Source organism: Streptomyces sp. NPDC093064 (genome assembly GCF_044754605.1).
Classification (GTDB): domain Bacteria; phylum Actinomycetota; class Actinomycetes; order Streptomycetales; family Streptomycetaceae; genus Streptomyces.
Window position 1 is genome coordinate 24797 of the sequence record NZ_JBIVPK010000016.1, and the last position, 23968, is coordinate 48764.

26 protein-coding genes are annotated in these 23968 nt (G+C 71.6%); 8 read left to right on the top strand and 18 right to left on the bottom strand.

All coding sequences use genetic code 11. The features are described from left to right. Window positions 1–36: 36 nt before the first annotated feature. The 8 genes from ACIQFZ_RS20705 to ACIQFZ_RS20740 all read right to left on the bottom strand — a co-directional run bounded on the left by ACIQFZ_RS20705 (window position 37) and on the right by ACIQFZ_RS20740 (window position 7492). Complete coding sequence (locus ACIQFZ_RS20705) at window positions 37–801, bottom strand: DUF3159 domain-containing protein (RefSeq protein WP_365417547.1); 765 nt, start codon at window positions 799–801, stop codon at window positions 37–39. A 3-nt stretch (window positions 802–804) separates the two neighbouring features. After that, window positions 805–1203, bottom strand: a complete 399-nt coding sequence (locus tag ACIQFZ_RS20710; protein WP_141357534.1) for an OB-fold nucleic acid binding domain-containing protein — start codon at window positions 1201–1203, stop codon at window positions 805–807. A gap of 41 nt (window positions 1204–1244) precedes the next feature. After that, window positions 1245–1928: a response regulator gene (locus ACIQFZ_RS20715; protein WP_358737097.1), complete on the bottom strand. Its 684-nt coding sequence runs from the start codon at window positions 1926–1928 to the stop codon at window positions 1245–1247. Then, complete coding sequence (locus ACIQFZ_RS20720; protein WP_383059033.1) at window positions 1925–4468, bottom strand: ATP-binding protein; 2544 nt, start codon at window positions 4466–4468, stop codon at window positions 1925–1927. The genes ACIQFZ_RS20715 and ACIQFZ_RS20720 overlap by 4 nt, the downstream gene beginning before the upstream one ends. 236 nt (window positions 4469–4704) lie before the next feature. Then, window positions 4705–5397 carry an ABC transporter ATP-binding protein gene (locus ACIQFZ_RS20725; protein ID WP_365417540.1) on the bottom strand — a complete coding sequence of 231 codons (693 nt, stop codon included), beginning with the start codon at window positions 5395–5397 and terminating at the stop codon, window positions 4705–4707. 193 nt (window positions 5398–5590) lie between these two features. Then, complete coding sequence (locus ACIQFZ_RS20730; RefSeq protein ID WP_365774140.1) at window positions 5591–6358, bottom strand: DUF3710 domain-containing protein; 768 nt, start codon at window positions 6356–6358, stop codon at window positions 5591–5593. Between the two features lies 1 nt (window position 6359). After that, window positions 6360–6911, bottom strand: coding sequence for a dUTP diphosphatase (gene dut / locus ACIQFZ_RS20735; RefSeq protein ID WP_365417535.1), 552 nt, complete (start codon window positions 6909–6911; stop codon window positions 6360–6362). Next, window positions 6908–7492 (bottom strand): PaaI family thioesterase, encoded by a 585-nt coding sequence (locus tag ACIQFZ_RS20740; RefSeq protein WP_365417532.1) that lies wholly within the window; start codon window positions 7490–7492, stop codon window positions 6908–6910. The genes dut and ACIQFZ_RS20740 overlap by 4 nt, the downstream gene beginning before the upstream one ends. Before the next feature lie 57 nt (window positions 7493–7549). On the opposite strand from ACIQFZ_RS20740, the gene ACIQFZ_RS20745 reads away from it, so the two are divergent. Further along, complete coding sequence (locus tag ACIQFZ_RS20745) at window positions 7550–8026, top strand: DUF3093 domain-containing protein (RefSeq protein ID WP_365417530.1); 477 nt, start codon at window positions 7550–7552, stop codon at window positions 8024–8026. A gap of 90 nt (window positions 8027–8116) precedes the next feature. Here ACIQFZ_RS20745 and ACIQFZ_RS20750 read toward each other — a convergent pair whose 3' ends face one another. The 4 genes from ACIQFZ_RS20750 to ACIQFZ_RS20765 all read right to left on the bottom strand — a co-directional run bounded on the left by ACIQFZ_RS20750 (window position 8117) and on the right by ACIQFZ_RS20765 (window position 11726). Further along, window positions 8117–9115: a hypothetical protein gene (locus ACIQFZ_RS20750; protein ID WP_365417527.1), complete on the bottom strand. Its 999-nt coding sequence runs from the start codon at window positions 9113–9115 to the stop codon at window positions 8117–8119. A 13-nt stretch (window positions 9116–9128) separates the two neighbouring features. Continuing rightward, on the bottom strand, window positions 9129–9425 hold the full coding sequence (locus tag ACIQFZ_RS20755) for a DUF4193 domain-containing protein (protein WP_005481602.1): 297 nt from the start codon (window positions 9423–9425) through the stop codon (window positions 9129–9131). 393 nt (window positions 9426–9818) lie between these two features. After that, a complete protein-coding gene (locus tag ACIQFZ_RS20760) occupies window positions 9819–11066 on the bottom strand; it encodes a HAMP domain-containing sensor histidine kinase (RefSeq protein WP_365417524.1) in 1248 nt (415 codons plus the stop codon). Between the two features lie 6 nt (window positions 11067–11072). Beyond that, entirely contained in the window at window positions 11073–11726 is a 654-nt protein-coding gene (locus ACIQFZ_RS20765; RefSeq protein ID WP_028424348.1) for a response regulator transcription factor, read from the bottom strand. A gap of 425 nt (window positions 11727–12151) precedes the next feature. Between ACIQFZ_RS20765 and ACIQFZ_RS20770 the strand changes: the two genes are divergently transcribed. Beyond that, window positions 12152–12325, top strand: coding sequence for a hypothetical protein (locus tag ACIQFZ_RS20770; protein ID WP_361415317.1), 174 nt, complete (start codon window positions 12152–12154; stop codon window positions 12323–12325). Between the two features lie 80 nt (window positions 12326–12405). Here the strand turns inward: ACIQFZ_RS20770 and ACIQFZ_RS20775 are convergent, their stop codons facing one another. Both ACIQFZ_RS20775 and ACIQFZ_RS20780 read right to left on the bottom strand, forming a co-directional pair. After that, the gene (locus tag ACIQFZ_RS20775; protein ID WP_365417521.1) at window positions 12406–13221 is read right to left on the bottom strand and encodes an inositol monophosphatase family protein; all 816 of its coding nucleotides are present in this window, start codon (window positions 13219–13221) and stop codon (window positions 12406–12408) included. 8 nt (window positions 13222–13229) lie between these two features. Further along, the gene (locus ACIQFZ_RS20780; protein ID WP_376651099.1) at window positions 13230–14357 is read right to left on the bottom strand and encodes a ferrochelatase; all 1128 of its coding nucleotides are present in this window, start codon (window positions 14355–14357) and stop codon (window positions 13230–13232) included. 165 nt (window positions 14358–14522) lie between these two features. Between ACIQFZ_RS20780 and ACIQFZ_RS20785 the strand changes: the two genes are divergently transcribed. Continuing rightward, entirely contained in the window at window positions 14523–15761 is a 1239-nt protein-coding gene (locus ACIQFZ_RS20785; RefSeq protein WP_376651100.1) for an MFS transporter, read from the top strand. Next, window positions 15721–17040, top strand: coding sequence for a D-arabinono-1,4-lactone oxidase (locus ACIQFZ_RS20790; protein WP_402691853.1), 1320 nt, complete (start codon window positions 15721–15723; stop codon window positions 17038–17040). Before ACIQFZ_RS20785 ends, ACIQFZ_RS20790 begins: the two co-directional genes overlap by 41 nt. Here ACIQFZ_RS20790 and ACIQFZ_RS20795 read toward each other — a convergent pair. Then, window positions 16964–17815 carry a hypothetical protein gene (locus tag ACIQFZ_RS20795; protein ID WP_383059023.1) on the bottom strand — a complete coding sequence of 284 codons (852 nt, stop codon included), beginning with the start codon at window positions 17813–17815 and terminating at the stop codon, window positions 16964–16966. The genes ACIQFZ_RS20790 and ACIQFZ_RS20795 overlap by 77 nt on opposite strands. Before the next feature lie 488 nt (window positions 17816–18303). Between ACIQFZ_RS20795 and sepH the strand changes: the two genes are divergently transcribed. Continuing rightward, complete coding sequence (gene sepH, locus ACIQFZ_RS20800) at window positions 18304–19329, top strand: septation protein SepH (protein ID WP_361415305.1); 1026 nt, start codon at window positions 18304–18306, stop codon at window positions 19327–19329. A gap of 123 nt (window positions 19330–19452) precedes the next feature. Here sepH and ACIQFZ_RS20805 read toward each other — a convergent pair whose 3' ends face one another. Next, window positions 19453–20304, bottom strand: a complete 852-nt coding sequence (locus tag ACIQFZ_RS20805) for a sulfurtransferase (RefSeq protein ID WP_383059021.1) — start codon at window positions 20302–20304, stop codon at window positions 19453–19455. Window positions 20305–20603: 299 nt separating this feature from the next. On the opposite strand from ACIQFZ_RS20805, the gene ACIQFZ_RS20810 reads away from it, so the two are divergent. Then, window positions 20604–21407, top strand: a complete 804-nt coding sequence (locus tag ACIQFZ_RS20810; RefSeq protein ID WP_365422769.1) for a VOC family protein — start codon at window positions 20604–20606, stop codon at window positions 21405–21407. A gap of 140 nt (window positions 21408–21547) precedes the next feature. Here the strand turns inward: ACIQFZ_RS20810 and ACIQFZ_RS20815 are convergent, their stop codons facing one another. Further along, window positions 21548–21952, bottom strand: a complete 405-nt coding sequence (locus tag ACIQFZ_RS20815) for a hypothetical protein (RefSeq protein WP_402691854.1) — start codon at window positions 21950–21952, stop codon at window positions 21548–21550. A gap of 204 nt (window positions 21953–22156) precedes the next feature. Next, the gene (locus ACIQFZ_RS20820) at window positions 22157–22666 is read right to left on the bottom strand and encodes an ATP-binding protein (protein ID WP_383059018.1); all 510 of its coding nucleotides are present in this window, start codon (window positions 22664–22666) and stop codon (window positions 22157–22159) included. 149 nt (window positions 22667–22815) lie between these two features. Here ACIQFZ_RS20820 and ACIQFZ_RS20825 point away from each other — a divergent pair, with 149 nt between their 5' ends. Both ACIQFZ_RS20825 and ACIQFZ_RS20830 read left to right on the top strand, forming a co-directional pair. Continuing rightward, window positions 22816–23754, top strand: a complete 939-nt coding sequence (locus ACIQFZ_RS20825) for a helix-turn-helix domain-containing protein (RefSeq protein ID WP_402691855.1) — start codon at window positions 22816–22818, stop codon at window positions 23752–23754. Next, a complete protein-coding gene (locus ACIQFZ_RS20830) occupies window positions 23751–23966 on the top strand; it encodes a DUF397 domain-containing protein (protein WP_365422763.1) in 216 nt (71 codons plus the stop codon). Before ACIQFZ_RS20825 ends, ACIQFZ_RS20830 begins: the two co-directional genes overlap by 4 nt. Window positions 23967–23968: the final 2 nt, after the last annotated feature.

Below are 23968 nucleotides of genomic sequence, written 5' to 3' on the forward strand. Positions count from 1 at the left end.
GATCCGGGCGCCTTTCGCCGTTCGTACGGGCGGTGCTCAGGTCTGGCGGCGGTGACGGCCGGCAGCCGGTGCCTCGCCGTCCTCCTGCGCCAGGGCCGCCTTGCGCTCCTCCTCGGCCTTCTCCTCCGCCTCCATCTCCGCGAACACGTCGATGGGCGCGGGCGCCTTCGCGAGGAAGACCCAGGTCAGCCAGACCGCCAGCAGGAACGGCGGGATCTTCAGCGTGACCAGGACCCAGCCGAGCTGGGTGGTGTCGGCCCACCAGTACAGCGGAAAGAGGATCGCGCACTTGGCGAGCAGGATCAGGCCCCAGGCCCAGCTCGCCTTGGCGTAGGCCTTCTTGCGGCCCGGGTTGCGGGTGCGCCAGGAGAGGTTCTCCTTGAAGACCGGGCCGAGCATCAGGCCGATCAGCGGGACCCCGGCCAGCGTGGTCACGATGTACGCCACGGCCAGGCCCAGCGTGTAGATCATGCCGGGCAGGTAGAAGTCCTTGGCGTTGCCGGTCATCATCGCGAAGACGACACCGAAGGCGACGCCGAAGACACCGCTGAAGGCGTGCTTGACGGTGTCCCGCCTCGCCAGCCGGACCACGACCAGCACCAGCGACACGGCCAGCGCGGCGATCGCCGACCAGTGCAGGTCCTTGTTGATCGTGAAGATGGTGACGAAGAGGAGGCCGGGCAGCACCGTCTCGACCATGCCCCGCACCCCGCCGAACGCCTCGAACAGGGCGGCCTCCGTCACCGCCCTGGCGTCGTCTTCGGCAGTCGTGTTTTCGGTCGGCTTGTCGAGTGACGTCACCGGCTACTCCCGTCCCAGGGGTCGCAGTTCGTACTTGGGATTGAACAGCACCCGGCGGCCCCGGCTCATCGAGATCCGGCCCGATGCGATCAGCCTGCGCCCCGGTTCTATGCCGACGATGGAGCGCCTGCCGAGCCACACCACGTCCAGCGCGGCCGTGCCGTCGAACAACTCGGCCTCCAGGGCCGGGACTCCGGCACGTGGACGCAGGGTGACCGTGCGCAAGGTACCAGTAACCGTGACGATCTGCCGGTCGGTGCAGTCGCCGATCCGCGTACAGCCCGCGGTCTCGGCGTCCTCCCGCAGTTCCTCGGACTCCAGGTCCTCCTGCGACGAGGAAAGCCGGTCGAGCATGCGCCGGAACCTGCCCGCCGGCTTTTCGGAACGAGGAACAGCACTCATGTCTGAAGCGTACCGGGGTGCCTGGAGGGCGACGTAACCGCTCACTTCTCGAAGCGGTAGCCCATCCCCGGCTCGGTGACGAAGTGCTTGGGGTGCGAGGGGTCGGCCTCCAGCTTCCTGCGCAGCTGTGCCATGTACACGCGCAGATAGTTCGTCTCCGTGCCGTACGACGGCCCCCACACCTCCTGGAGGAGCTGCTTCTGGCTGACCAGCCGGCCGGTGTTGCGCACCAGCACCTCCAGCAGATGCCATTCGGTCGGGGTGAGCCGTACGTCCTTGCCGGCCCGGTTGACCTTCTTCGCGGCCAGGTCGACGGTGAAGTCCTCGGTCTCCACCAGCACACCGTCCTCGCCGCTCCCGACGGGCTCGGCGCGGCGGACTGCGGCCCGCAGCCGGGCCAGCAGCTCGTCCATGCCGAAGGGCTTGGTGACGTAGTCGTCGGCGCCCGCGTCCAGCGCCTGGACCTTCTCGTCGGAGGAGTGGCGGGCGGACAGCACCAGGATCGGCACCCGGGTCCAGCCGCGCAGGCCCCTGATCACCTCGACGCCGTCCATGTCGGGCAGGCCGAGGTCGAGGACGACCACGTCGGGGTGGCGGGAGGCGGCGAGGTCGAGGGCGGTCCGGCCGTCGGAGGCGGCGTCGACCTCGTACTTGCGTGCCTTGAGGTTGATCACGAGCGCACGCACGATCTGCGGCTCGTCGTCGACCACCAGCACCCGCGTCATGTGGTTTGCCTTTCTGGTTCGGCGAGCCGTGCGGGGGCGCGAAGGCTCTCCGCGGCCCGCAGGGTGAGGACCATCGTCAGACCGCCGCCGGGCGTGTCCTCGGCCTCGAGCGTGCCGCTCATGGCCTCGGCGAAGCCGCGCGCCACGGCGAGGCCGAGGCCGACGCCTGCTCCGCGCGGGGCGTCGCCGTGCCGCTGGAACGGCTCGAAGATGCGGTCCTTGGCCTCGTCCGGGACGCCCGGTCCGCGGTCGACGACCCGGACCTCGACCCGGTCGGCCATGGCGCTGGCGGACACCAGCACCGGCTCGTCCGGCGGACTGTACTTCACGGCGTTCTCCACCAGGTTGGCGACCGCGCGCTCCAGCAGCCCGGGGTCGACGGCGACCATCGGCAGGGACTCCGGGATGTCCAGGTGCACGCTGTCCTCGGGCACCCCGCCCAGCGCCATCGGCACCACCTCGTCGAGGTCGATCTCGCGGATCAGCGGGGTGACGGTGCCGGTCTGGAGGCGGGACATGTCCAGCAGGTTGCCCACGAGGTGGTCGAGCCGGTCGGCGCCCTCCTCGATGCCCTGGAGCAGTTCGGCGCGGTCCTCCTCGGACCACTCGACGTCCTCGGACCTGAGCGAGGAGACGGCCGCCTTGATCCCGGCGAGCGGTGTGCGCAGATCGTGGCTGACGGCGGCGAGCAGCGCGGTGCGGATGCGGTTGCCCTCCGCGAGGGCGCGGGACCGGTCGGCCTCCTCCTGGAGGCGCCGGCGCTCCAGGACGACGGCGGCCTGGGCGGCGAAGGCGGCCAGCACCCGGCGGTCGGAGGCGGGCAGCACCCGTCCGGTCAGCGCCAGCGCCATGTGGTCGCCGACGGGCATGTCCACGTCGGCGTCCTCCGGGCGCTGGAGCGGTCCGCCCGTGCCCACGCGGCCGGCGCAGGTCCAGGGGTCCACGTCGCTCTGCCGTTCGAGCAGCGCCACCGACTCCATGCCGAAGGTCTCGCGGACCCGCTCCAGGAGCGCCTCCAGGCTGGTCTCGCCGCGCAGCACGCTGCCAGCGAGGAAGGACAGTATCTCCGCCTCGGCGCGCAGCCGGGCGGCCTGGTGGGTGCGGCGGGCCGCGAGGTCCACCACGGAGGCCACGGACACGGCGACGCCGACGAAGATCGCGATGGCGACGATGTTCTTGGGGTCGGCGATGGTCAGCCGGTGCAGGGGCGGGGTGTAGTAGTAGTTCAGCAGAAGCGATCCGACGGCTGCCGAGGCGAGCGCCGGCAGCAGCCCGCCCAGCAGGGCCGCGGCCACCGTCAGGGCCAGGAACAGCAGCATGTCGTTGGCCAGGCCGATGTCCCCGGTGTTCAGCAGCAGCGCGAGGGCCACCGGTCCGGCGACCGCGACCGTCCAGCCCCAGACGATCCGGGCGCGGCCGAGCCGGGCGCCGCGGGCCACCGGCAGTCCCCGCCCCTTGGCGACCTGTCCGTGGGTGACGATGTGCACGTCGAGGTCGGGGCCCGACTCGCGGGCCACCGTGGCGCCCACGCCCGGTCCGAAGACGTACTGCCAGGTCTTGCGGCGCGAGGAGCCCAGCACGATCTGGGTGGCGTTGACCCCGCGGGCGAAGTCGAGCAGCGCGGCGGGTATGTCGTCGCCGACGACATGGTGGAAGGTGCCGCCCAGGTCCTCCACGAGGGTGCGCTGGACGGTCAGTTCTTTCGGGGAGGCGGAGGACAGTCCGTCGCTGCGGGCGATGTAGACGGCCATGACCTCCCCTCCGGCACCCTTCTCGGCCAGCCGGGCCGCCCGGCGGATCAGCGTGCGCCCCTCGGGGCCGCCGGTCAGACCGACCACGATCCGCTCGCGCGAGCCCCAGATCTTGGAGACCTGGTGCTCGCTGCGGTAGCGCTGGAGGTATTCGTCGACCCGGTCGGCCACCCACAGCAGGGCCAGTTCGCGCAGCGCGGTGAGGTTGCCGGGCCGGAAGTAGTTGGACAGGGCGGCGTCGACCTTGTCCGATTTGTAGATGTTGCCGTGCGCCATCCGGCGGCGCAGGGCCTCCGGCGACATGTCGACCAGTTCGATCTGGTCGGCCCGCCGCACCACCTCGTCCGGGACGGTCTCGCGCTGCCGGATGCCTGTGATCGACTCGACGACGTCGCCGAGGGACTCCAGGTGCTGGATGTTGACCGTGGAGATGACGTCGACGCCGGCCGCGAGCAGTTCCTCCACGTCCTGCCAGCGCTTGGCGTTGCGGGAGCCGGGGATGTTGGTGTGGGCGAGTTCGTCCACCAGGGCGACGGCCGGGGCGCGGCGCAGCACGACGTCGACGTCCATCTCGGTGAAGGTGGTCCCGCGGTACTCCAGCGCCTTGCGGGGGACCTGCTCCAGGCCGTGCAGCATCACCTCGGTGCGCAGCCGGTCGTGGTGCTCGACGAACCCCACGACGCAGTCGGTGCCCCGCTCCACCCGGCGGTGTGCCTCGGACAGCATCGCGTACGTCTTGCCGACGCCCGGTGCCGCACCGAGGTAGATCCGAAGCTTGCCGCGTCCCATGGCCCCATTGTCTTCCCCTCACGGCTGTGGACGCCGTGTGTCTGCCGCGTCGACCCTACGGCCGATATTCGCGACATAAGGGGTCGCGCGGGGGCGGATGGCCGTCTTTGACGCAACCCTGACGTGCACGGCGTCACGGCTTACGACGTGCGGACGCCACAGCGTTACGGCGTCGCGGCGTCACGAAGTCAGGGCGTCACGGCGCGGCAGCGAGACGGCGTCACGGTGTCTGGGCGTCACGATTCGACGATCTTGCCGTCGCGCAGCTCCAGAACCCGGTCGGCGAGGTCCAGGAGGGTCGCGTCGTGGGTCGCGACCAGGGCGGTGACCTGCTCGCTGCGGACGACCGCGCGCAGCAGCTCCATCACGGCGTGGCCGGTCTCCGCGTCGAGCTGGCCGGTCGGCTCGTCGGCTATCAGGAGCGCCGGCTCGTTGGCGAGGGCACGGGCGATGGCCACGCGCTGCTGCTGGCCGCCGGAGAGCTCACCGGGCCGCTGGCGGGCGTGGTCGGCGAGGCCGACCAGGGACAGCAGCAGCTCGACGCGCTCCTCCCGGGCGCGCGGATCGGCGCGGCGCAGCCGCAACGGCACGCCGACGTTCTCCGCGGCGGTGAGGATCGGGATGAGCCCGAAGGACTGGAAGACGAACCCGATACGGTCCCGGCGCAGGCCGAGAAGGCCGTCCTCGCCGAGTTCGGACAGGTCGCGGCCGTCGACGTGGACCCGTCCCCGGTCCGGCTCGTCGAGCCCGCCGACGATGTTGAGCAGTGTCGTCTTGCCGGAGCCGGAGCGGCCCTTGAGGGCGACCAGTTCGCCCCGCGGCACCTCGAAGGAGACTCCACGCAGGGCGTGCACGGCGGCCGCCGCCTGTCCGTAGGACTTGTGGACGTCCTCGACGCGCACCATGGTCTCGGTGATCACCTGGCTCATGTACCCTCCCCGTTTCCGTCCCCCATGGACCGGGCGCCAGTATCACCAGCCGCGCCCGTCCCTTCAACATGCGATCACCAACCAAACGGACGGACGTTCGCGAAGGTTTCCGGCCGGGACCGCGAAGAAGGCCGCGTACAGCGGAGGGCCGCACCCCGTGAGGTACGGCCCTGAGTCCTGTCGGTGACCCTTCTCAGCGGACCTCGGTGATCTCCGGTCCGCGCTGAAGCTGGCCCATCCCGCCGGAGAAGCGGGACTGGCCCTCGTCCTGCTGGACGCCCTCGGGCACCATCTGCGCGTCGTTCGGCAGCTTCAGGACGATCGGGTCGCGGGGCGCCATCGGGCCCTCGCCGCGGACCACGACCGTGTCCCGGAAGATCTGCTCGAGCAGTCCGGCCGCCTGCGGCTGCACCGCGCCCTGACCGGAGATCACTCCGCGCAGGAACCAGCGGGGGCCGTCCACGCCGACGAACCGCACGACCTGGTAACCGCCCGTGCCGTCCGGCAGCTGCACCGGCACCTGCGCGCGCAGCTCCCAGCCCAGCGGCCCCTCGACCTCGTCGACGATGCCGCCCTGCTGGGTGATGCCGCTGCCGATCTCCTCGCGCACCTCGCCCCAGATGCCCTCGCGCTTGGGCGCGGCGAAGGCCTGCAACTGGATGGCGCTGTCCTGCAGGACGACGGTCGCCGCGACGATCGCGTCGCCCGCGACCTCGACCCGCAGCTCCATGCCCTCGATGCCGGGCACGAACATGCCGCCGAGGTCCACCCGGCCCTCGGCGGGCTCGCGCACCTCGGAGCCGTCCCAGGGCCCGTCGGGCCGCGGTTCGGGCTCGAGCCTCACACGCTCGCGCTCGCCCTCCACGTCTACGTCCGCCTCGGTGTCGACGCTGTCGACGACCTGCTCGGCCTCGCCGGCCGCGTCCTCGGCGGCACCCTTCTTCTTGCGACGTCCGAACACGTCACTGTCCTTCCCGGTCGGATACGACCGAAGCGTATCGATTCCCACCCGCCGGTCCGCCCACGGCGGCCCGGCCCTTCGTGCCGCTCGCGCCGTCCACGGCGGCGTGGCCGCCGGTGGACCCGAAGCCCCCCTCGGCCCGCGCCGAGTCGGGAAGCTCCGCCACCTCCTGGAAGCGGACCCTCTCGACCTGCTGGACGACCAGTTGGGCAATCCGGTCGAAGCGCTCGAACCGCACGGACTCGCGCGGGTCGAGATTCACCACGATCACCTTGATCTCCCCACGGTACCCGGCATCAACCGTCCCCGGGGCATTCACGAGGGCGACACCGCAGCGGGCGGCGAGTCCGGATCGCGGGTGCACGAAGGCCGCGTACCCCTCCGGGAGCGCGACAGACACACCCGTGGGCAGCACGGCCCGCTCCCCCGGGGCCAGTTCGCACGCCACGGTGGTGCGCAGATCGGCGCCCGCGTCGCCGGGGTGCTCGTACGCCGGAAGCGGTACGTCGGCGTCGACACGTCGGATCAGCACGTTCAGGGGCTCACGGCTCACGGGTTCACCTCGAAGGCGCGGACGCGCCGGACCTGGTCCGGGTCGTTCATGGCGGCCTGGATCTCCCGATCGCGACCGTGATCGACGAAGTGGTCGACCTTGACCTCGACGAACAGGGCCTCGGCGCGGACGGCGACCGGCCCGTCGGGGCCGCCGACACGTCCGGTGGCCCGGGAGTAGATCTTCCGCCCGGCCACCGCGGTGACCTCGGCCTCCAGATGCAGGGTGGTGCCGACCGGTACCGGGCGCACGTAGTCCGTCTCCAGCCGCCCGGTCACGGCGATCGTCCGCAGCAGCCAGCTCAGCGAGCCGAGGGCCTCGTCGAGGGCGGTCGCGAGGACCCCGCCGTGGGCGAGGCCGGGCGCACCCTGGTGGGCAGGCTGCACGGTGAACTCGGCGGTGATGCGGACACCCTCACCGGCCCGCACCTGGAGGTGCAGCCCGTGCGGCTGCTCCCCGCCGCAGCCGAAACACGCCGCGTAGTGCGAGCCGAGGAGTTCGCCGGGCGCGGGGGCGTCGGGGTGCCGGATCGGATCAACGGCGTCGGGCGGGGGCTGAAGAGCCGCGGAACTACCACTCACAGGCGCAGACCTTACCCGCGCGTCGGCGTGCGCCCGACACCGTGCCAAGCTGGGTTCATGCAGCTCTCCGCCCAACCGTACGAAGAACGCCTCACCGCGCCCCGTTCCTGGTGGCTGATCAGCCTTCTGCTGGGCATCTCCTGCGCCCTGATCCTGCTTCCCTTCGGCACCCTGCCGATGCTGGGCGGCCTGGTCGGCGGCACCGCGGCGGCGGCGGTCGTGGCGAGCTCCTACGGCTCGCCGCGCATCCGGGTCGTGGGCGGTCTGCTGATCGCGGGCGAGGCGAAGATCCCGGTCACGGCGCTCGGCGAGGCGGAGGTGCTGGACGCGGAGGAGGCGCGCGCCTGGCGCACCCACAAGGCCGACACCCGCGCCTTCCTGCTGCTGCGGGCCTACATTCCCGGGGCGCTGCGGGTCATCGTCACCGACCCGGAGGACCCCACGCCCTACCTGTACCTGTCGACGCGGGAGCCGGAGCGGCTGGCCCAGGCGCTGAGCGCGGCGCGTGCGGCCGCGGAGCCCGAGGCCGCGTAGCCCGGGGCCGCGTAGCCCGAGGCCGCGTAGCCCGGGGCCGCACGGCCCCGTACAGGTGATCCTGATACAGGTTGTTCCAGGGCGGGCTCGTCAGCTCCCGGGTTCCCCCGAGCCGCTGGTGGTGTCGGGGCCTTCGACGCCGTCGGAGCCGTCGTCGGTGTCCTGGGGCGGCAGTGGACGCCCGGGGGTCTCCAGGGGCGGCAGCGGGGGCAGTTCGTCCCACGGGACCTGGATCTTGCGCAGGTCGGCGCGGATGCGGGCGGCGAGCCTCCTGGTTTCGCGCCGGTTCATGACGGCACCGGCCGCGGCACCCACCATGAAGGGCGTCAGCTTGGGCAGGCCCCGCGCCGTCCGCTTCATGATCTGCCGGCGCAGCTGGTGCCTCATCTTGCCCCCGAGGGCGAGGTCGATCGTCGAGGGATTCCGCACGTCGATCCGGCGCTCGTGCGACCAGACGGTCAGATACGCGGTACTGCGGGCCTTCAGATTTCCGGGGGGCCGCGCCCCGTACACCTCGTGGAGTTCCGCGATCAGCTTGAGTTCGATCGCCGCGACTCCGGTGACCTCCGCGGCCAGCTGGGTCGGCATCGCGGGCGGTACCGGCAGCATCGCCGCCGCCCCGACGCCCGCTCCGACCGTGGAGGAGGCGCCCGCCGCACCCGCCACCAGCTTGTCCGCGAGTTGTTCGGGCCCGAGGCCCGGGAACTGCCGGCGCAGCGTGGTGAGGTCCCGTACGGGGATCCGCGGGGCCATGTCGATGACGCGGTCGGTGAGGTACGAGAAGACCGCCCTGGCATGGCCGCCGCTCACGCGCGCGCCGTCTCTGGCCGCCTTTCCGGCCTGCCGGGCGCGGTGCCGGATCGCCGCGGCCTGCCGCCGGGCCACGGGCGCGGGTCCACCCGCCGGGACGGCGGGGTCACCGCGCCCGGAGACCGATGCGAGCGCGGGCGATCCCGCCGATCCGTTCGGGTCGGATGTACGGGATGGCCCTTGCTCATCGTCACGCGCGCCGTGGGAGCCGTCGGACGGCTCCGAGTCCGCTCCCCCGTGGGGGATGCGGCGCTTCCAAGGAGGGGTCGAGCCGGTCACGGCCGACCCTGCCTCAGTCGCAGTCGCGGCAGATCGGCTGACCGTTCTTCTCCCGGGCCAGCTGGCTGCGGTGGTGCACCAGGAAGCAGCTCATGCAAGTGAACTCGTCCTGCTGCTTGGGCAGTACCCGGACGGCCAGTTCCTCGTTCGAGAGGTCTGCGCCGGGCAGCTCCAGGCCTTCGGCGGCCTCGAACTCGTCGACGTCCACAGCGGAGGTCGACTTGTCGTTCCGCCTGGCCTTCAGCTCTTCCAGGCTGTCCGAGTCGACGTCGTCGTCGGTCTTGCGTGGGGTGTCGTAATCGGTTGCCATGTCGCTCTCCCCCTCTGGGTGTATGCGGTGTCTCCAGCGCACGTAACGCGTGAGAGGCCGGACTTGTGCCCGACCTGAGGCGGAGATTTTGCCTCACATCAAGGTCTGTTACTCAATCGACACCCAACCGCACTCCTCAAGAGTGATCGGCTTGGATGGCGATCGGGACCGTACACGGTCCGGATGCCCCGCTCCAAAGCGGTCTCACCGTGTACTTCCCGTGATCATGCCCCCTGAAAACCGGGATTTTTCCGGCATTTCAAGGGTTCGCATGGCCACGGAGAGTAGATGGCTGGAAAACCGCCCCTGTGATCGATCACACACGGTGAGGCCGGGAACGGCCCCGGGAATTTCCGCGCAAAGCGAACATCCCCGCGTGTCGGCGCAATGATCTCAGATCGGCAGCGCCACTCGCATCACGAGCCCACCCCCCTCACGCGGCTGTGCCGAGATGTGCCCGCCGTGCGCCCTCGCCACGGAGCGGGCGATGGACAGGCCCAGGCCGACGCCCTTGTCGCTGCCGGTGCGCTCGGTGCGCAGCCGCCTGAAGGGCTCGAAGAGGTTGTCGATCTCGTACGCCGGGACGACCGGTCCGGTGTTCGTGACGACGAGGATCGCCTGACCGTGCTGGGCGTCCGTGACGACCTCCACCCACCCCTCCTCGGCCACGTTGTACCGCACCGCGTTCTGCACCAGGTTCAGGGCGATCCGCTCCAGCAGCACGCCGTTGCCCTGGACGACCGCCGGCTTGCGCTCGCCGCGGATCTCGACCCCCTTGGCCTCCGCCTCCCCGTGCACCTGGTCGATGGCCTGCGAGGCGACCTCGGCGAGGTCCACCGGCTTGCGCTCGACGATCTGGTTGTCGCTGCGGGCGAGCAGCAGCAGGCCCTCGACGAGCTGTTCGCTGCGCTCGTTGGTGGCCAGCAGGGTCTTGCCGAGCTGCTGGAGCTCCATCGGCGCGTGCGGGTCGGAGAGCTGCACCTCCAGGAGCGTGCGGTTGATCGCGAGCGGTGTGCGCAGCTCGTGCGAGGCGTTGCCGACGAAGCGCTGCTGGGCGGTGAAGGCCCGCTGCAGCCGCTCCAGCATGTCGTCGAAGGTGTCCGCGAGCTCCTTCAGCTCGTCGTCCGGGCCGTCCAGCTCGATCCGCCGGGACAGGTCGGAGCCGGCCACGGCGCGGGCGGTGCGGGTGATCCGGCCGAGCGGGGACAGCACGCGGCCGGCCATCGCGTAGCCGAACGCGAAGGCGATCACGGCGAGGCCGAGCAGGGCGAGGAGCGAACGGCTGAGCAGGCTGTCCAGGGCGGCCTGGCGCTGGTGGTCGATGCAGGCGCTGATCGCGGCGTTGAACTCCGACAGCGACAGGTTGCCGTTGTCGACGCCCGGACAGTCGGCGCTGGTGACCCTCAGGGCGTTGAAGTCGACGATCTTGAACAGCGGTTGGTTGCCGGTACGCAGGCCCTGCGCGGCGAGCAGGTAGATGATCGACAGCAGCAGGATGCCGGCGATCAGGAACATGCCGCCGTACAGCAGCGTCAGCCGTATCCGGATGGTCGGGCGCAGCCACGGGAAGGCCGGCTCCGGCCTTCTGGGGTCCCAGGTGGGTTTCGGGGGCGTCTGGGGCGGCGCCGGGGTCGCGGCCACGGCGGATCAGATCCGGTAGCCGGAGCCGGGCACGGTGACGATCACCGGGGGCTCGCCGAGCTTGCGCCGCAGCGTCATCACCGTGACACGCACGACGTTGGTGAACGGGTCGGTGTTCTCGTCCCAGGCCTTCTCCAGCAGCTGCTCCGCGGAGACCACGGCGCCCTCGCTGCGCATGAGGACCTCCAGGACGGCGAACTCCTTCGGCGCCAGCTGGACCTCCCTGCCGTCGCGGAAGACCTCGCGGCGGTTGGGGTCGAGCTTGATCCCGGCGCGCTCCAGGACGGGCGGCAGGGGCACGCTGGTACGCCTGCCAAGAGCACGCACGCGTGCTGTCAGCTCGCTGAACGCGAAGGGCTTGGGCAGATAGTCGTCGGCGCCGATCTCCAGGCCCTCGACGCGGTCGCTGACGTCGCCGGAGGCGGTGAGCATCAGCACGCGCGTCGGCATGCCCAGTTCGACGATCTTGCGGCAGACGTCGTCGCCGTGCACCAGCGGGAGGTCGCGGTCGAGGACGACCACGTCGTAGTCGTTGACGCCGATGCGCTCCAGGGCGGCCGCACCGTCGTACACGACGTCGACGGCCATGGCCTCCCGGCGCAGTCCGGTGGCCACCGCATCGGCGAGCAGCTGCTCGTCCTCGACGACGAGTACGCGCACGTCTTGTCCTTCCTGTGTCCACCCGCGTAGCGCCGCTCGGGGCGCACGCCGGCAGGGGTCCTCGTGAGTGTGTGCATCCATCCTGCCCTTTTGGGCCATAAGTCGGCGGTAAGCCGTGGAAGCGGCCGGTGGACGGGAGGCGAGCGGCGGGCGAAGGGGCCGCGAATCCCGAATTTTCTTGTCCGGTAGAGGTTTCCGCCGCGAGGAGTCGGGGGAGGACGGGTTTACACCCCGCGATCACGCTCTGCATGTGCCGCAGCACCATGCGGTACTCCGCGATCCGCTTTCGCAGAGTGGGTGTGGGTGTCCAGCGCCGTCGCCGCCCGGTCGGGCAGCGCCGGGCACCTGCTGAGACGTGATCGTCCCTTCCGAACGGCACACCCCCGTGCCACCGACCCACCGACCCAGGACGAGGGGGCGCAAGCATGGACGCATTCACCGCAGGACTTCTGCAGCGCATAAAGGCGACCGAGTCCGATCTGACGCGGGCCCGTGACGACGGCGACGACTTCCTCGTCGAGGTCGAGCTGGCCGAACTCGACGACCTGCGTCGCCTCGCCGCCGAACACGGTGTGGAGGTCGGCGTGTCCGGCGTCTGACCAGCCTGCACGCGCGAAGCGGGACCCCGGCGAATCCAGCGCCGGGGTCCCGCTGTGCGTGGTGCTCCTCTGCCATGCCCTCAGTCGTGCCAGGCGCCGTGCTCCTCCAGGAGGCTCTGGAGGGCCTCGAAGACGCCCGGGGTGGCCGCGACCGTCAGCTCGCGGGACGGTCGCTCTCCCGGGCGGCCACCCGTCACGACGCCCGACTCCCTGGCGATCAGGTCGCCCGCGGCGAAGTCCCACGCGTTCAGACCGCGCTCGTAGTAGCCGTCCAGGCGGCCCATCGCCACGTCGCACAGGTCCACCGCGGCCGAGCCGCTGCGGCGGATGTCGCGCAGCAGCGGGATCAGCCGGCGGGCCACGTCGGCCTGGTGGGCGCGGACCTCGGCGACGTAGTTGAAGCCGGTGGCGACCAGGGCCTGGTCCAGGGGCGGCGCGGCGCGGCAGGCCAGCTTGCGCTCGCCGGCCCAGGCTCCGGTGGCCCAGGCCCCGCGGCCGCGCACGGCGTGGAACGACTCGCCGCGCATCGGGACGGTCACGACCCCGACGACCGCCTCGCCGTCCTGCTCGGCCGCGATGGAGACGGCCCAGGTCGGCAGTCCGTACAGGTAGTTCACGGTGCCGTCGAGCGGGTCGATCACCCAGCGGACGCCGCTCGTACCCTCGACGGAGGCGCCCTCCTCGCCGAGGAAGCCGTCGTCGGGGCGCCGGTCGGCGATCAGGCCGGTGATCAGCTTCTCGGCGGCGATGTCCATCTCGGTGACGACGTCGATCGGGCTGGACTTGGTGGCGGCCACCACCAGGTCCGCCGGGCGGCCGTCCCGCAGCAGTTCTCCGGCGCGTGCGGCCGCCTGGCGGGCGAGTTGCAGCAGTTCCGCGGGCAGGGTGTCGGTCACGGGATTCCTCACGCGTAGGGGCTGTCGGCGCCCGCGGCGGCGGGCCGGGGCGTACGGGCCGGGCAGCAGCCCACCGGGCACAGGTTGTGGTCCGCCCCGAGCGAACCCAGGGCGCACGGCGTGACCTGCTGTCCGCGCTCGGTGGCGGCACGCTCCACAATCAGTTCGCGGACGGCGGCGGCGAACCGCGGGTCGGCGCCGACGGTGGCGGAGCGGCGCACCGGAAGGCCCAGTTCCACGGCCTTGGCCGTGGCCTCGGTGTCGAGGTCGTACAGGACCTCCATGTGGTCGGAGACGAAGCCGATGGGCGCCATGACAACGGCCGGGGCCCCCGCGGCGTGCCGCTCCTCGAGGTGGTCGCAGATGTCGGGCTCCAGCCACGGGATGTGCGGGGCACCGGAGCGCGACTGGTAGACGAGCTGCCAGGGGTGGTCGACGCCGGTGCGCTCGCGGACCGCGTCGGCGATCAGCCGCGCCACGTCCAGGTGCTGGCGGACGTACGCCCCGCCGTCCCCGTGGCCGGGGACCGGGCCGGAGGTGTCCGCGGCGGAGATCGGGATCGAGTGGGTGCAGAAGGCGATGTGCGCGCCGTCGCGGACGTCCTCGGGGAGGTCGGCGAGCGACTCCAGCACCCCGTCGATCATGGGCTGGAGGAAGCCCGGGTGGTTGAAGTAGTGCCGCAGCTTGTCGACCTTCGGCAGGTCCAGGCCCTCGGCCTCGAGCGCGGCGAGCGAGTCCGCGAGGTTCTCGCGGTACTGGCGGCAGCCGGAGTAGGAGGCGTAGGCGCTGGTGGCCAGGACCAGGATGCGGCGGCGGCCGTCGCGGACCATGTCCCGCAGGGTGTCCGTCAGGTACGGGGCCCAGTTGCGGTTGCCCCAGTAGACCGGCAGGTCGAGGCCGTGGTCGGCGAAGTCCTTGCGCAGGGCGTCGAGCAGGGCGCGGTTCTGGTCGTTGATCGGGCTGACCCCGCCGAACCGGAAGTAGTGTTCGCCCACTTCCTTCAGGCGCTCGGTGGGGATGCCGCGCCCGCGCGTCACGTTCTCCAGGAACGGGATCACGTCGTCCGGCCCCTCGGGGCCGCCGAACGAGAGCAGGAGCAGGGCGTCGTACGGGGTGGCGTCGAGCACGTCAGGCATGCCTCGATCCTGCCACCCCGCACCGAGGGGCGGGATCCCGGCCCGTAAGGGGTCCCGGCCCGTGAGCGAGGTGCGCGGGAGCCCCTGGGGGGTGGTGCGCCGGAGTCGTCCGGTCCGTAAGCTGTATCAGCTTCCTTCACGCCTTACCGGATCCGCGGAGACCCTGTGCCCAGCCCGTACCGTGCCCTGTTCGCCGCTCCAGGCTCCAAGGGTTTCTCCGCCGCGGGGTTCCTCGGCCGGATGCCGCTGTCGATGATGGGCATCGGCGTGGTCACGATGATCTCGCAGCTGACCGGGCGCTACGGGCTCGCGGGCGCGCTGTCGGCCACCATCGCGCTGGCCGCCGCGGTCCTGGGCCCGCAGATCTCCCGGCTGGTCGACCGGCACGGGCAGCGCCGGGTGCTGCGCCCCGCGACGCTCGTCGCGCTGACCGCCTCGGCGGTCCTGCTGTGCGCGGCGCACTTCCGGTGGCCGGACTGGGTGCTGTTCGTCTGCGCGGCCGGGATCGGCTCCGTGCCCAGTCTGGGCGCCATGGTCCGCGCGCGCTGGGCGGCCCTGTACCGGGGGACGCCGCAGCTGCACACCGCCTACTCGTTCGAGTCGGTGGTGGACGAGGCCTGCTTCATCTTCGGGCCGATCGTCTCCATCGGGCTGTCCACCGTCTGGTTCCCGGAGGCGGGGCCGCTGCTGGCCGCCTGCTTCCTGGCGGTGGGCGTGTTCTGGCTGACCGCGCAGCGCGCGACCGAGCCCGCTCCGCACCCGCGCGAGCACGGCGGCGGCGGTTCGGCCCTGCGTGCGCGCGGGCTCCAGGTGCTGGTGTCGACGTTCGTGGCGACCGGGACGATCTTCGGGGCGGTCGACGTGGTCACCGTCGCCTTCGCCGACCAGCAGGGACACAAGGGCGCCGCGAGCATCGTGCTCGCCGTGTACGCGGCGGGCTCCTGCACGGCGGGCGTCGTGTTCGGCCTGCTGCGTTTCGCGGGACCGCCCGCCCGGCGCTGGCTGCTGGGCATCTGCACGATGGCCGTGAGTATGATCCCCCTCCTACTGGTCGGAAACTTGCCGTTTCTGGCCGTGGCGCTGTTCGTTGCGGGCCTGTCCGTCGCTCCCACGATGATCACGACGATGGCCCTCGTCGAAGAGCACGTACCACGCTCGCACCTGACCGAGGGCATGACCTGGGTGAGCACCGGGCTCGCGGTCGGGGTGGCACTGGGCTCCTCGGTGGCCGGCTGGGTGATCGACGCGGCCGGGGCGCGGGCCGGGTACGGGGTTCCGGCGGTGTCCGGGGCCGTCGCGGTCGCGGTCGGTTTCCTCGGGTACCGCCGGCTCAGCAGGCCGGCTCCGCGGCGGGGAGGCTTCGTTGAGCAGCACGACGAGCGCGAAGAACGGCACGTGGCATAACTGGGGCGGCAATGTCGGCGCGCGCCCCGGGCGGGAGGTCACGCCGGCGACGGTGGAGGACGTCGCCGCCGCCGTGCGGAGGGCCGCCGAGGACGGACTGAGGGTGAAGGCCGTCGGCACCGGTCACTCCTTCACGAGCATCGCCGCGACGGACGGCGTCATGATCCGCCCCCAGTTGCTGACCGGCATACGCGAGATCGACCGCGAGTCCATGACGGTCACCGTCGAGGCCGGCACTCCGCTCAAGCGGCTCAACGCCGCTCTCGCGCGTGAGGGCCTCTCGCTCACCAACATGGGCGACATCATGGAGCAGACGGTGTCCGGGGCGACCAGCACCGGCACCCACGGAACGGGCCGCGAGTCGGCCTCGATCGCCGCCCAGATCAGAGGGCTGGAGCTGGTCACGGCGGACGGCTCGGTGCTCACCTGCTCCGCGCAGGAGAATCCGGACGTCTTCGCGGCCGCCCGCATCGGCCTGGGCGCGCTGGGGATCGTCACGGCCCTCACCTTCGCGGTGGAGCCGATCTTCCTGCTCACCGCCCGCGAGGAACCGATGAGCCTGGACCGGGTCCTCGCCGAGTTCGACCAACTCTGGGCGGAGAACGAGCACTTCGAGTTCTACTGGTTCCCGCACACCGACAGCACCAACACCAAGCGCAACAACCGCAGCGCCGGACCGGAGCAGCCGGTGGGGCGGCTGGCGGGCTGGTTCGAGGACGAGTTCCTCTCCAACGGCGTCTTCCAGGTGGCCAACTGGGTCGGCCGCGCGGTGCCCGCCACCATCCCGTCGATCGCCAGGATCTCCAGCCGCGCGCTGTCCGCGCGGACATACACCGACATCCCCTACAAGGTCTTCACCTCGCCGCGCCGGGTGCGCTTCCTGGAGATGGAGTACGCGGTGCCGCGCGAGGCCCTGGCCGACGCCCTGCGCGAGCTGAAGGCGATGGTCGACCGCTCCGGACTGCGGGTGAGCTTCCCGGTGGAGGTGCGCACCGCGCCCGCCGACGACATCACCCTGTCCACCGCCTCGGGCCGGGACAGCGCGTACATCGCGGTCCACATGTTCCGGGGCACCCCCTACCAGCGGTACTTCACGGCCGCGGAGAACATCTTCACCGCGTACGAGGGCCGGCCGCACTGGGGCAAGATCCACACCAGGGACGCCGGCCAACTCGCCGCGGTCCACCCGCGCTTCGGGGAGTTCACGGCGCTGCGGGACCGGCTGGATCCCCAGCGGCTGTTCCAGAACGACTACTTGCGGAGGGTGCTGGGGCCGTAGCGCTCGCGCCGGGTGCCGGGGCGGTGGTGCCGGCGTCGGACGGGTTGCCCGCCCCCGTGCCGTCGGTGCCCGCGCTCCCGGTGTCCCCGGTGCCGCCGCTGTTCCCGCCGTTCCCCGTGGCCTCGGGTGTGGGCGCCGGGCTCACCCCGGTGCCCCGGTCGGGGCGGCCGGAGGCGGCATCGCCCGGCAGTGCCCCGTCCCCGGTCCCGGTCCCCGGCGTCTGCGGCGGCGAGGAGGTGGGAGCCGGCCCGTCGGGCGTCACGGACGGGGTGCGGTGGCCGGTCACGGCGTAGCCGACCGTCGTGCCCCTGCCGCCGCTGAAACTGTCGCCCGACACCAGTTCGTAGGCGGTGATTCCGGCCATGGTGACCCCGAAGACGAGGGCGGCGGCGAGCACGGGCCGCTTCCAGCTCTTGATCCGGGCCCGGTAGACGGTCCCCTCGGTGAACTCGCCCACCGGCGGCGGGGTCCGCCCGGCGAGGGCGGTCGCCGGGGCCGGTCCCGGTACCGGTCCCGGGGAGGCGGCCACCCCGCGCAGCTGTTCGCCGGTACGCCGGAGGAAGTGCTGGAAGACCGAGCCGCCGCAGGTGGCCAGGACACTGACGACACCGGCCCCGAGGATCGTGCCGTACACGCCGAAGTACGAGGCGAGCTTCGCGGCCACCACCGCCGCCACGGCGCTGCCCGCGACCTGAGCCACGCTCAGCTCGATTCGCCTCCTCTTCACCTCCTCCCCGGCACTCGGCTCACCACCGCCATCAGACCTTTCGCGCATTACCGGACCTTGCCTGCCTCTGTCGGACACGGCCGCATCTTTCGTCTGCAGATCGGCCGACTGCACGAGAAAGGGACGTACGAACGAAACCGTTAGTTCCGTTTGCGGTGAATAAGTGAAGTTCGCCACGGGCATGATCGAAAAGGCGGTCGAGGGCGGCCGAGTACCACCTGTGGCGAGAAGTTGGGCGGCGCGCCAATCCACGCACGTGGCCCGAATGGAGTACCGTTGTGATCCCTGGGCCCGGCCTCCCTTCGGGGTGTCCGGACCTTGCTGGACCGCCGGGAGGGGGCTGGTTGCACGGGGTGACGGAGTTGGTCACTTAGCGTTGTAAACAGGTAACCGTGCCATAACGGCGTTCCAGGGCCCGTGCCCGACACGCCGGGCAATTCGGCAAGGTTGTGGCAGGCTGCACCCGGGCAGGCCACACTCGACTAGCGGAAGCAGCGACGCACGTGACGTCGGCAGGCACCACCCGGGAGGTCCCCATGCCCGAACTGCGTGTCGTGGCCGTCTCCAATGACGGCACACGGCTGGTGCTGAAGGCTGCGGACAGCACGGAGTACACGCTTCCGATCGACGAACGGCTCCGCGCCGCCGTGCGCGGCGACCGTCCCCGCCTCGGCCAGATCGAGATCGAGGTGGAGAGCCATCTCCGCCCCCGCGACATCCAGGCCCGGATACGAGCGGGCGCGACCGCGGAAGAGGTCGCCCAGCTCGCCGGCATCCCCGTCGACCGGGTACGGCGCTTCGAGGGCCCCGTGCTCGCCGAGCGCGCCTTCATGGCCGAGCGCGCCCGCAAGACCCCCGTCCGCCGCCCCGGTGAGAACTCCGGTCCGCTGCTCGGCGAGACCGTCCAGGAGCGGCTGCTGCTGCGCGGCGCCGAGAAGGACACCGCCCAGTGGGACTCCTGGCGCCGCGACGACGGCACCTGGGAGGTCCTGCTGGTCTACCGGGTCGCGGGCGAACCGCACTCGGCGAGCTGGACCTACGACCCGCCGCGGCGCCTGGTGCAGGCCGTCGACGACGAGGCCCGCGCGCTGATCGGGGAGTCCGACGACCTCGGCGCCCCGGAACCCAGCTTTCCGTTCGTGCCGCGCATCGCGCGTCTGCCGCGCGAGCGTTCCTTCGACCGGGACCGCGACCGTCCGGCGCTGCCGGGCCAGGCGCCCGAGCCCGCCGAGGAGAGCGTGGGCGAGCGCGACACGCTCACCAGCCTGCTGGAGGCGGTGCCGAGCTTCCGCGGCGATCTGGTGGTGCCCGAGCGCGCGCCGGAACCCGTGGAGGAGCCCGAGGAGGACCTGGTGGCCGAGGAGCCCCCGGCCCCCGCGGCCTCGGCCGGGTCCGCCTACGCGGACGTCCTCATGCCGCGCTCCGTCACCAGCCACCGCGACCGCCTCACCGGCGCCACCGACCGCCAGGCCGAGGCGGACGGGGTCCGACCCGGCCGCCGGGCCGCCGTGCCCAGCTGGGACGAGATCGTGTTCGGCACGCGCCGCAAGAAGCAGGAGTAGCAAGGCCGTACGAGGTTGAAGGGCCGCGCCCGCGGGGTGCGGCCCTTCTTCGTGCACGTCCCTTGTGGCCGTACCGGCTGACCGGCCGTCACCCCCTATGAGTGACTGCTGACTGACGTCCGGTCACTGAGGATCCGGCCCCACCGCGACCGGCCGGGACGGGTCCGAGGACCACTCCGACCACGAGCCGACGTACAGGGCCGCCGGGATCCCGGCGACGGCCAGCGCCAGCACCTCGTGCGCGGCGGAGACGCCGGAGCCGCAGTAGACGCCCACGTCGCGTCCGTCGGCCGCGCCCAACGCCGCGAACCGCGCCCTGAGTTCCGCGGCCGGCAGGAACCTCCCGTCCGGGCCCGCGTTCTCCGTGGTCGGCGCGGACACCGCGCCCGGGATGTGGCCGCCCACCGGGTCGATCGGCTCCACTTCGCCCCGGTACCGCTCCCCCGCGCGCGCGTCGAACAGCACTCCGGACCGCGCCAGCGCCGCGGCCCCGTCGGCGTCGAGCAGCGGCAGCGCGCCGGGCTTCGGTACGAAGTCGCCCTCGGCCGGTTCGGGCACGGCGGTCTCCAAGGGGCCCTCCCAGGCCGCGAGGCCGCCGTCCAGCACCCGCACGTCGGGATGCCCGGTCCAGCGCAGCAGCCACCACGCGCGGGCCGCCGCCCAGCCCTGTCCGCCGTCGTAGACGACGACCGGCCGGTCCGCGGCCACCCCGGCACGGCGCATCGCGGCGCCGAACACCTCCAGGTCCGGCAGGGGATGGCGGCCGTTTCCGCCCGGCGCCGAGGCCAGTTCGCGGTCCAGGTCGACGAAGACGGCACCGGGGATGTGCCCGGCCGCGTGGGCGGCGCACCCGTCGAAGGGCGCCGCGCCGGCCGCCGTGGCCAGGCTGAGCTGCCAGCGGACGTCGAGCAGCACCGGCGGCCGGGGCTCCGCGAGGGCGCTCGCGAGATCGGATGCGGAGATGATGGCGTTCATGGCCACCATCCTTGCGCACGGGGTGGCCACAGCGTCCAGGTCGGGCTACTCTGCTCGGCCGGACAGGTCCGATCACGATGCGTACGGGATCGGCCACATGCTGTACAGCCGATCGACATCCATCGGTAAGCGCGGCGAACCGGGCGGGACACCGCACACCGGGCACCCTCCGGACGGGAGCCGGCCTCGCGGGTGCTTCGGGGCGCGCCCGCGCGCCCGGCACGGATGGCGGAGCGTCGGCTCGGTGTCCGGAGAACGGAATCGAGGCGGCCGTCGCAAGGGCCGAGGGGAAGGTGACGATGACCGAGGCACCGGAGCCTGGCGTCCCGAACGGCCGGGCACCCGCACGGCACAGGCCCGGCACGCCGTGCCGGGTGAGCCTGATGGTGCATGGGATGGCCGCCGCCCAGGCCTTCTACGCGGAGCTCTTCGGCTGGGAGTTCCAGCCCGGCCCCAGCCGGCTCGGCCCCTGCGTGCGGGCCCTGCTGAACGGCCGCGAGGTGGGCGGCATCGGACAACTGCCGCCCGGCCGGCACCTGTCCGCGGCGTGGACGCCGTATCTCGCCTCCGACGACGTGGACCTGACGGCGGAAACGGTACGGCTGTGCGGCGGCACGATCGGGGTGGGTCCGCTGGACACGGGCGGCGCCGGGCGGCTGGTGATCGGCTCGGATCCGTCGGGCGCGGTCTTCGGCCTGTTGCAGTCCCGGGCGCACCCGGGCGCGGAGGTCGCCGGGCTGCCCGGCACACCGGTGTGGCACGAGCTGCTGACCTACGAGACCGCGGGCGTCGCCGGCTTCTACACCAGGCTGTTCGGCTACGAGCGGAAGCCGAACGGCTCCGCCGGGGTCGACCGGGTGACCCTGCACCTCGACGGCCGTCCGGTCGCCGGGGTGCACGGGGTCGGCCGGGCCCTGCCCCGCGACCGGGGTCCGCACTGGACGACGTACTTCGAGGTCGCCGACACCGACGAGGCGGCCGAACGCCTCGTCGCCCTGGGCGGCCGGGTCCTCACCCCCGCGCGGGACACCGCCCAAGGCCGCGTGGCCACCGTGACGGATCCCGAGGGGGCACGGTTCGCCCTGATCCAGAGTTCGCGTTGATTCCGGCAAGCCGTGTTGACGGCAGGTGTCGCTCAGAAGAGTGATATCGGCAGGGCATCCGGTGACAGCGCCGCGGCGCGGGCCTCGGCAGCGGTCATACGGCGGCGGTGCCGCGATGCGCGCTTCCGTCCGGACTCGGTTCACGCTTCGTCGCGGTGGGTGAGGTGGCCGTCGGAGAGGCACCAGTAGCGCTGGTGAGGGCTCAGTTGCCAGGTCTCGTCGGCAGCGATGGCCTGCGTGATCCAATCGTGCAGTTGCGGGAGGGCCTGCGCCCGTAGAACGGCGTGGATGGCGGCACGTTGAGTGGCATCGACCGGGTGGACGTCTATGTGGAAACCGACCATGTCCGGATGGATACCGCGGCCGTAGTTGCTGGGGTTCGGAGCGACCCATGCTGCTCCCAGGACTATGGTCCCGCTGTCATGTCCTGTGAGGAACTGCAGGTCCTTGACGCGTGTCATGTAAGGACCGAGACACTCGTTGATGTCGCTGGTGGCCAGTGGCCAGGCACGGTGCCGGGGCAGTCTTCGGTTTCGTGCGGACATGGGAAAGAAGAATGGCAGGAGGTCACTGCCGACCCAAACGGGCCCCGGACCAGTGATTCTTCGAGCTGCCGGTCGACACGGAGTCTCGACTTGCCGGAGTCGTTGCGTCCGACGACGAGGGTGACTCCCGGGGTCGGCCGCGGGTTTCGGCGTGGCCAGGTGCTCCCCCACTTCCCGTTCGCGCGGGTCGTCCGGGGAGGCGACTCATCGCTGAGGTCGCAACGGAAACTCGTACTCCGCCCACACGGTCTTGCCCGGCCCGTCCGGGCGCGGGTGCCAGTCCCAGCGGGTCGCGAGGTGCGATACGAGGACCAGTCCGCGGCCGGCCTCCTCCTCGGCCCGGGTGGCGCCCTCCGGGACGGCGGGGCGGCGGGGAAGGCATTCGGTACGGGTGTCGGTGACCTCGACGCGGACGGTACAGCCGTCGGACGCGGTGTGGAGGCGGAGGTGGAAGTCCCGGCCGGGGACGTGACCGTGCCGTTCCGCGTTCGCGGTGAGCTCGGCGACGATCAGCACGATCGCGTCGTGCGCGTCGGTGCCGTACGGGATTCCCCACGCGTCCAGACGGACGGCCGCCAAACGGCGGGCGAGACGGGCTCCGCGCGGCGTGGAAGTGAAGCGCATCTCGAAGGTGTGGCTCGTAGCGGTGTTCAACGGAGCGCAGAGGATGGTGGGTTGGGCTGTGCCGGCGAGGTTGATGGGCTCGGTCGTCATGCCGACCACGGTTCCGCTGGACGCGTAGCGTGACCAGAGGTGACGCGGCGACAGGGGGTGGTTGTACGCGCGTTGTCAGCCCGAGTAGGAACTTCACACCGTAACGGCGTCCTTCGCGGGGGCGTTGGGGCAATGAGGCGGTGATGCACATGGCGGAGCGCGAGGGCGAAGAGGCTGGGGCCGAGGCCGTTCCCGGAGAGCGTGGTAACGGCAGCGCGGGGGCGGTCGTGAGTCTCGGGGGCAGCTGGGAGCACGACGACGGGGCAGCCGGGCGGCGACCGGAGGACGAGGCCGGGCGGGGTGTCGTCGTCGCATTCGGGCAGACCATGAAGACACTGCGGGTGCGAGAGGGTTTCGAGCGCGAGGAGTTCGGGAGGCGGCTCGGGTACTCGGCTTCCACCATCGCGGCATTCGAGCAGGGGCGGCGGATCCCGTCCCCCAGGACGATCGAGCGGGCCGATGAGGTGCTGAGGGCGGGCGGGTTGCTGTGCCTGTGGAAGGAGCAGGTGGAACGGGCTCAGTATCCGGTGTTCTTCCAGGGGATGGCCGCCTTGGAGAGAGAGGCGATTGAGTTGGTCGCCTATGACACCCTTGTGGTCAAGGGCCTGCTCCAGACCGAGGAGTACATGAGGGCGTTGCTCGTCATGAGGCGCCCTCCTCTGGATGAGGAGACCATCGAGCAGCGGGTGACAGCACGGTTGGCCCGGCAGGACATCCTCGACCGTCGGCCCTCCCCGCTCCTGAGCTTCGTGCTCGACGAGGCGGTCCTGCGGCGCCCCTACGGCGGCAAGGCCGTACTGCGCGGGCAGTTGGAGCACCTGCTGCTGATCGGCCAGAAACGCAATGTCGAGATCCAGGTCATGCCGCTCCACTGCGAGGAAAGCGCCGGCGTGGACGGGCCGTTCACGGTCGTCACGCAGAAGGGTGGCAAGAAGTTCGTCTACGTCGAGGCCCAGGGAACCAGCGCTCTCCAGACCGACCCGGATCAAGCGGCACTCACCGCCGCCCGTTATGGGATTATCCGATCGCAGGCTCTCAGTCCGCGAGAGTCGCTGGAGTTCATTGAAGGGTTGCTGGGAAAGCTATGAACAACGCCGAGTCCTCGACCGTCGTCTCCGGCCTCGCCTGGTTCAAGAGCAGCTACAGCGGAGCCGAGGGCGGCGATTGTGTAGAGGTCGCATCCGGCACGACAGTTGTGCACGTCCGTGACTCCAAGACCAACGCCGGACCCATCCTTGCGGTCTCTCGTGAAGCGTGGGCGGGATTTGTCGGGCTGGCCTCGTCGGAGCGGTGCGTCTGACG

Bases quoted from the DNA above. Each gene is read 5' to 3' on its own strand.
- ACIQFZ_RS20710 (WP_141357534.1), bottom strand. From the start codon at position 1,203: ATGAGTGCTGTTCCTCGTTCCGAAAAGCCGGCGGGCAGGTTCCGGCGC.
- ACIQFZ_RS20715 (WP_358737097.1), bottom strand. From the start codon at position 1,928: ATGACGCGGGTGCTGGTGGTCGACGACGAGCCGCAGATCGTGCGTGCG.
- ACIQFZ_RS20720 (WP_383059033.1), bottom strand. From the start codon at position 4,468: ATGGGACGCGGCAAGCTTCGGATCTACCTCGGTGCGGCACCGGGCGTC.
- ACIQFZ_RS20725 (WP_365417540.1), bottom strand. From the start codon at position 5,397: ATGAGCCAGGTGATCACCGAGACCATGGTGCGCGTCGAGGACGTCCAC.
- ACIQFZ_RS20745 (WP_365417530.1), top strand. From the start codon at position 7,550: ATGCAGCTCTCCGCCCAACCGTACGAAGAACGCCTCACCGCGCCCCGT.
- ACIQFZ_RS20755 (WP_005481602.1), bottom strand. From the start codon at position 9,425: ATGGCAACCGATTACGACACCCCACGCAAGACCGACGACGACGTCGAC.
- ACIQFZ_RS20770 (WP_361415317.1), top strand. From the start codon at position 12,152: ATGGACGCATTCACCGCAGGACTTCTGCAGCGCATAAAGGCGACCGAG.
- ACIQFZ_RS20780 (WP_376651099.1), bottom strand. From the start codon at position 14,357: ATGCCTGACGTGCTCGACGCCACCCCGTACGACGCCCTGCTCCTGCTC.
- ACIQFZ_RS20795 (WP_383059023.1), bottom strand. From the start codon at position 17,815: ATGCGCGAAAGGTCTGATGGCGGTGGTGAGCCGAGTGCCGGGGAGGAG.
- sepH (WP_361415305.1), top strand. From the start codon at position 18,304: ATGCCCGAACTGCGTGTCGTGGCCGTCTCCAATGACGGCACACGGCTG.
- ACIQFZ_RS20805 (WP_383059021.1), bottom strand. From the start codon at position 20,304: ATGAACGCCATCATCTCCGCATCCGATCTCGCGAGCGCCCTCGCGGAG.
- ACIQFZ_RS20810 (WP_365422769.1), top strand. From the start codon at position 20,604: ATGACCGAGGCACCGGAGCCTGGCGTCCCGAACGGCCGGGCACCCGCA.
- ACIQFZ_RS20815 (WP_402691854.1), bottom strand. From the start codon at position 21,952: ATGTCCGCACGAAACCGAAGACTGCCCCGGCACCGTGCCTGGCCACTG.
- ACIQFZ_RS20820 (WP_383059018.1), bottom strand. From the start codon at position 22,666: ATGACGACCGAGCCCATCAACCTCGCCGGCACAGCCCAACCCACCATC.
- ACIQFZ_RS20825 (WP_402691855.1), top strand. From the start codon at position 22,816: ATGGCGGAGCGCGAGGGCGAAGAGGCTGGGGCCGAGGCCGTTCCCGGA.
- ACIQFZ_RS20830 (WP_365422763.1), top strand. From the start codon at position 23,751: ATGAACAACGCCGAGTCCTCGACCGTCGTCTCCGGCCTCGCCTGGTTC.